Genomic DNA, 6863 nt, shown 5'->3' on the forward strand with positions numbered 1-6863 from the left:
GCCCGCGCCGGCGCGGTGCAAGACTGGTACGCATGCCTGAGCTGCGGTCGAAGACCTCCACGCACGGTCGGACGATGGCCGGCGCCCGGGCCCTCTGGCGGGCCACCGGGATGACCGACGACGACTTCGGCAAGCCGATCGTCGCCATCGCCAACAGTTTCACCCAGTTCGTACCGGGTCACGTCCACCTCAAGGAGCTCGGTGGCCTCGTCGCCGACGCGGTGGCCGAGGCCGGCGGCGTCGGACGGGAGTTCAACACCATCGCGGTCGACGACGGCATCGCGATGGGCCACGGCGGGATGCTCTACTCGCTGCCCAGCCGGGAGCTCATCGCCGACGCCGTGGAGTACATGGTCAACGCGCACTGCGCGGACGCGCTGGTCTGCATCTCGAACTGCGACAAGATCACTCCGGGCATGCTGCTCGCCGCGCTCCGGCTCAACATCCCGACCGTCTTCGTCTCCGGCGGCCCGATGGAGGCCGGGAAGACGGTGGCGATCGAGGGCATCGTGCACAGCAAGATCGACCTGATCGACGCGATGATCGCCTCGTCGAACGAGGCGGTCACCGACGACCAGCTCGGCGCCATCGAACGCTCCGCCTGCCCGACCTGCGGCTCCTGCTCCGGCATGTTCACCGCCAACTCGATGAACTGCCTCACCGAGGCGATCGGGCTCGCGCTGCCCGGCAACGGCTCCACGCTGGCCACCCACGCCGCCCGCCGGTCGCTCTTCCTGGACGCCGGGCGGACGGTCGTCGAGATCGCCAAGCGGTGGTACGAGGAGGACGACGCCTCGGTGCTGCCCCGGTCGATCGCCTCCCGGCCGGCGTTCGAGAACGCGGTCGCGCTGGACGTCGCGATGGGCGGCTCCACGAACACGGTGCTGCACCTGCTCGCCGCGGCCCGCGAGGCCGAGCTGGACTTCGGGGTGGCCGACATCGACGCCATCTCCCGCCGGGTCCCCTGCCTGGCGAAGGTCGCCCCGAACTCGCCGCAGTACCACATGGAGGACGTGCACCGGGCCGGTGGGATCCCGGCGATCCTCGGCGAGCTGGACCGGGCCGGTCTGCTCCACCGGGACGTCCACTCCGTGCACACGCCCTCGCTGGAGCAGTGGCTGGCCGACTGGGACATCCGGGGTGGGAAGGCCACCGCGGAGGCGACCGAGTTGTTCCACGCCGCACCGGGCGGGGTCCGCACCACCGAGGCGTTCTCCACCACCAACCGCTGGTCGTCGTTGGACACCGACGCGGCCGGCGGCTGCATCCGGGACGTGACGCACGCGTACTCGGCCGACGGTGGGCTGGCCATCCTGCACGGCAACCTCGCGCCGGACGGCTGTGTGGTGAAGACCGCGGGCGTGCCCGAGGAGTGCCTGACCTTCCGCGGCCCCGCGAAGGTCTTCGAGTCGCAGGACGACGCCGTCGAGGCCATCCTCAACAAGCACATCGTCGCCGGCGACGTGGTCGTGATCCGGTACGAGGGGCCGAAGGGCGGCCCCGGCATGCAGGAGATGCTCTACCCCACCTCGTTCCTGAAGGGCCGGGGGCTCGGGCGGGCGTGTGCGCTGCTCACCGACGGCCGGTTCTCCGGTGGCACCTCCGGGCTCTCCATCGGGCACGTCTCCCCCGAGGCCGCCTCCGGCGGGCTGATCGCGCTCGTCCGCGACGGCGACGAGATCGTGATCGACATCCCGGCCCGCTCCATCGCGCTGAACGTGCCGGAGGACGTGCTCCAGGCCCGCCGGGTCGCCGAGGAGAAGCGGGACCGCCCGTACACCCCGGCCGACCGGCAGCGGCCGGTCTCCGCCGCACTGCGGGCGTACGCCTCGATGGCCACCTCGGCCAGCGACGGCGCCTACCGCCGCGTCCCGGAGTGACAGGTGCCGGGGCTCCCCGCCGTCGCCTCGCGGTGACGGGGAGCCCCGGTCCATCACGGGTCTCGCCGGCCCAGTTGTCCGCGCTCAGGGCGATGACGAGCGACGACAGCGCGCCGGGTGGCGGTGACGGCGGCCGATCTCCGCCGCCCTCAGCGGTCGTTCACGCAACGCAGCACCGGCCGGCTCGTCAGCGCGGCCGGGTCCAACGGGCGCGACGTGCGCACGAGGAACGTCGCCGACTCCCCGGGCAGCAGGGTGACCAGGGCCTCGTCCACCTCGGCCGCGGGATCGAGACGGTCCGGGAAGAGGGTGAGGTCGCGCAGGATCGTGCCGGCCGTGACCCGCACCCGCTGCCCGTCCTCGACCGGCTCGACGACCGCGTCCCACCGCGCCGCCGGCCACTCCATCTCGCTGTCCTCCGCGAAGAACCAGAACGCCCGCGCGGTGTCGCCCCCCGCGTCGGCGACGACCAGTTCCCGCCGGGCGTCGTCCGGCCGCGCCAGCTCCGCCGGCACCGCCAGCGTCACCGCGCCGTACGCGGGGACGTCCAGCTCCATCGTCGCCTTCGCCCGCGGCTCGCCGCCCAGGCCCACCCGGTCCACGGAGACGGTGGCCCGCCACGGGGTGCCGCCGTCGTTGACCGCGACCAGGGCCAGCCCACCGTCGCGGGGCTGCACGGTGAGCAGCCGGTCGGCGTAGGCGCGGCGCAGCGCGTACCAGAGCGGCTTGCGCCGACCGTCGCCGTCCACGGCCGACCAGGAGGTGACCGGCCAGCAGTCGTTGAGCTGCCAGACGATCGTGCCCATGCAGACCGGACGTAGCGACCGGAAGTGCTCGACACCGAGCTGGATCGCGCGGGCCTGGTTGAGCTGGGTCAGGAAGTGCCAGTCGTCGAAGTCCCGGGGCGGCGGCAGGTGCGCGTCCAGGCCGCGCTGGAGCTTGGCGTCACCGCCGGCCGCCTTCTGGTGGTGGGCCATGCCCGGCGAGTCGGGCGCGAGCGGCTCGTCGGAGAGGGCCCGGCGCAGCGTGGCGTACGCGGGCGGCGCCTGGTATCCGAACTCGGCCACGAAGCGTGGCGTGTAGGCGCGGTACTTCGTGTAGTCGTCGGTGTTCCAGACGTCCCAGATGTGCGTGGTGCCGTGCGCCGGGTCGTTCGGGTGCAGGTCCTCCCGGCCCGACCACGGGCTGCCCGGCCAGTACGGCCGGGTCGGGTCCAGCTCGGCCACCACGCTGGGCAGCAGCTCCAGGTAGTAGCCGCGCCCCCAGGTACGCCCGGCGAGCGGCTCCTGCCAGTCCCAGTCGTGCCAGCCCCAGATGTTCTCGTTGTTGCCGGTCCAGAGCACCAGCGAGGGGTGCACGGCCAGCCGGGTGACCTGCTCCCGCGCCTCCGCCTCGACCTCGGTGCGGAACGGCTCCTCCTCGGGGTACGCGGCGCAGGCGAAGAGGAAGTCCTGCTGCACCAGCAGTCCGCGCTCGTCGGCGAGGTCGTAGAAGTCCGCCGACTCGTACCGGCCGCCGCCCCAGACCCGCAGCAGGTTGACGTTCGCGTCGACGGCCTGGGTGAAGCGCGCGGCGAGCCGGTCCCGGGTGATCCGGGTCGGGAAGGTGTCGTCGGGGATCCAGTTCACGCCGCGTACGAAGACGGGGATGTCGTTGACGTGCAGGGTGAACGCGGATCCGTGCGCGTCCGGCGCGGTGTCCAGCCGCACCGAGCGGAAACCGATCCGCCGCGTCCACTCGTCCAGAGTGGAGCCGGCGGGATCGAGCAGGGTCACCACCAGCGGGTACCGGGCCTGCTCGCCGTACCCGCGGGGCCACCACCGGGCGGGTTCGTCGACGGTGAGGGTGAGCACCGCCGCCCGCTCCCCCGCGGGGATCGTCACCGCGGCCACCACGCCGGCCACCTCGGCGCGGACGGTCAGCGGAGCGTCGCCTTCCCGCTCGACCTCCACGTGCACCTCCACCCGACCGTCGGCGCCGTCGAGGGTCACCAGCGGGCGTACTGTCGCCAACCGCGCGGTCGACCAGGTGTGCAGCGCGATCTCCTGCCAGATACCCGCGGTGACCAGGGTCGGCCCCCAGTCCCAACCGAAGTTGCAGGCCATCTTCCGGATGAAGTGGAACGGCTCCGGGTAGGCGTTCGGCCGGTCGCCGAGCCGCTCCTGCTGCGCCTGGGCGTAGCGGTAGGCGGAGTCGAACCGGACGGTCAGGGTGTTGTCGCCGGCCCGCAGCAGCGACCGGAGGTCGAAGCGGTAGCCGCGGTGCATGTTCTCGGTGCGGCCCACCTCGACACCGTTGACGGCGAGCGTGGCGACCGTGTCGAGACCGGCGCAGACCAGATCGACGCGCTCCGCGCCGTCCGGCTCGTACCGGAACGTGGTCTCATAAACCCAGTCGGTCTGCCCGATCCACGCCGACGTGCGCTCGTTGTCGTCGAGGAACGGGTCGGCGATCAGCCCGGCGTCGAGCAGGTCGGTGTGCACGCAGCCGGGCACCGTCGCCGGGATCTCCCGGTCGTCGACCTCCGGCGGCACCTGCGGCCCTGGTACCGCCCGCAGTACCCAGCCCTCGTGCAGCGGTTGCTGGCTCACGATCTCACCGCGCCTTCCCTGATCTCCCGGACGGTTCAGGGTACGGCGACGCCTGCCCGTCACCGGGACGCGGAGGGGAACTCCTCGAGGTACGCCTCGACCCGCTCCGCCGTGGCAGGCCGGGCGAGCGCGAAGCCCTGCCCGTACCGGCAGCCGGCCCGTCGCGCGCCCTGCACCTGGACGGAGGACTCCAGCTCCTCCGCCACGATCTCGACCCCGAGCCGGTCACCGACGTTCACCACCACGTCGATGAGGGGGCGCTGGGCGTCCGGCGCCGGATCGACCAGCCCGGCGCCGACCTTCAACAGGTCGATCGGCAGCCGCCGCAGCTGGGCCAGGGAGGCGTGCTCGGCGCGGAAATGGTCCAGGGCGGTACGCACGCCGAGCGACCGCAGCCCCGCCAGCCGGGCGACCACGGTCGACAGTTCGTCCCCGATGCACGGCTCGGCCACCTCGACGACCAGTTGCTCGGGCGGCACGCCGTACGCGGCCAGCACCGCCGCCGTGCGCTGCACGTAGTCGGGCGTGGTCAACTCGCCCGTGGTCACGTTGACCGACATCCAGAGCTGCCGGCTGTTCGCGGACCACTCGGCGAGCTGCCGGCACGCCCGATCCAGCACCCACCACTCCAGCTCACCGACGATGTCGAGGTCCCGGGCGACAGGGAACAGCTCGTCGGGGAGCACCGTGCCGAGCACCGGGCTACGCCAGCGCAGGAACGCCTCGGTGCCGACGGGCTGCCGGTCACCCAGCCGCAGCACCGGCTGGTAGACCAGGTCCAGCTCGCCCCGGGCGACCGCACCGGGCAGCTCCCGCTCCAGGTCGAGCCGGCGGACCAGCTGCTCCTCCAGGAAGGCGTCGTACCACTCGACCCGGTCCCGGCCGAGCTGGACCGCCCGCCGCCGGGCCAGATCGGCCTGCCGCAGCACGTCCTGCGGCGATCCGGTGGTGACCTCGGCCAGGCCGATGCTCGCCGGCACCCGGAGCACCGCGCCGCCGAGCTGGTAGGGCTGGGTGAGCGCGGCGAGCAGGCGGTCGCCCAGCGCGTACGCCCGCATCGGTCCCGCCTCGGTGACGACCGCGAACCCGGCGTCGCCGACCTGCGCCAGCAGGTCCCGGCGGTCGACCACCGCGCGGGCCCGCCGTACCGCCTCGGCGAGCACACCGGCCCGCGGCGCCGACGGCGCGTCGCCGTCGGGCAGGTGCAGCTCCACCACGAGCAGCGCTCCGGCGGGCGCCGGGTTCCCGGCCAGCACGGTGAGGGCCCGCCCCAGGGCGGGTCCGTCGGCGAGCCCGTCCAGCGGCGGCGGCGCCGGGGCGGCCACCACGGTCGCCGGGACGGCCGCGGTCCGCGGCGGTGAATCGCCGGCCGGCGCCGTGGCGGGCCCGGCCCGCTCACCGCGGTCCCGTCCCGGGCGCACCTCCCCCGCGCGGAGCAGCTCGCGGAGCACGAGCGGCGGCACCGCCGCGAGGGCCAGCAACACGGTGGCGTGGTCGGTCGGCAGGCCCGCGTCGAGGTGCCGCCCCACGGCCGGCAGCAGCACCACCGCCGGCACCACCGCCCGGAGCCAGGCCGGGGCCGGGGAGACGGCCGCGGGCAGGGCGGCGACCGCCCCGGCCGCACCGGCGGCGACGAGCAGCATCCCCACCAGCAGCGGTGGTACGGCCAGCAGCAGCGGCCACGCCGACGCCCCCGGGTCCGCGAGGGCCGACGCCAGCAGCCCGAGCAGGATGAGGGTCAGCCCGCCCCGGCAGGTCGCCGCGCCGGGACGGCGGTGCGCGCCGGTCAGCGCGGTGAGTCCGGCGACGCCGAGTACGCCGAGCAACACCGACGCGGCGAGCCGATCCGGGGCCGGCGCGGTCGCCCGGGGCAGCAGCAGCCAGCCGGCGAGGGCCAGCCCGGCCGCCGGGGCGCCCGCGTCGGTGAGCCGGCGCAGCCGGACCCGGGCCGGTGGCCGCGCGCCCTCGCGCAGGCCACGCAGGCCGAGCAGGCCGAGCAGCGCGACCACGATCAGACCGGCGACACTCGTCCCCCGACGCTCCGGGCCCAGCAACGGCAGCACCGCCGCGGTGAGCCCGGCGGCCACCACGGCGGCGTCGAGCAGCAGGACGGCGGGGCGGCGGGGCGCTGTCGCGCTGCCGGGCACGCTCCCCGTCGAGCCGCCCTCGGCGGTGAACGCGACAGCCGGTCGCGGCTGCCGATCGGGGAGGCGGACGGCGAGCCGGGTGAGCCGTACCCCGGCGAGCGTGGCGCCGGCACCACCGGCGAGCGCGACCACCGCGGCGGCCGGTAACAGGTGGGCGGCGCCGGCGAGGACGAGCAGCGCGATCGCGGCGAGCACGGCGCCCTCGGGCGCCGCTCGACGGAGGACGGGGGCGCGGAGAGGGGCGG

At 74.6% G+C, this 6863-nt stretch carries 3 protein-coding genes; 1 reads left to right on the forward strand and 2 read right to left on the reverse strand.

Going from position 1 to position 6863, the window contains the following annotated elements:
* Positions 1-32: 32 nt before the first annotated feature.
* Complete coding sequence (ilvD, locus tag E1211_RS13260) at positions 33-1880, forward strand: dihydroxy-acid dehydratase (protein WP_132348928.1); 1848 nt, start codon at positions 33-35, stop codon at positions 1878-1880.
* 149 nt (positions 1881-2029) lie between these two features.
* On the opposite strand, the gene E1211_RS13265 is transcribed toward ilvD, so the two are convergent.
* Complete coding sequence (locus E1211_RS13265) at positions 2030-4471, reverse strand: glycoside hydrolase family 2 protein (protein WP_132348930.1); 2442 nt, start codon at positions 4469-4471, stop codon at positions 2030-2032.
* Positions 4472-4530: 59 nt separating this feature from the next.
* The coding region (locus tag E1211_RS13270; protein ID WP_243709520.1) for a bifunctional diguanylate cyclase/phosphodiesterase at positions 4531-6863 on the reverse strand (2333 nt) is incomplete at its 5' end.

It is taken from the genome of Micromonospora sp. 15K316 (assembly GCF_004348525.1).
Lineage (GTDB): Bacteria > Actinomycetota > Actinomycetes > Mycobacteriales > Micromonosporaceae > Micromonospora.

Excerpts from the sequence above, each read along its gene's own strand:
- ilvD (WP_132348928.1), top strand. The coding sequence starts at position 33 with ATGCCTGAGCTGCGGTCGAAGACCTCCACGCACGGTCGGACGATGGCC.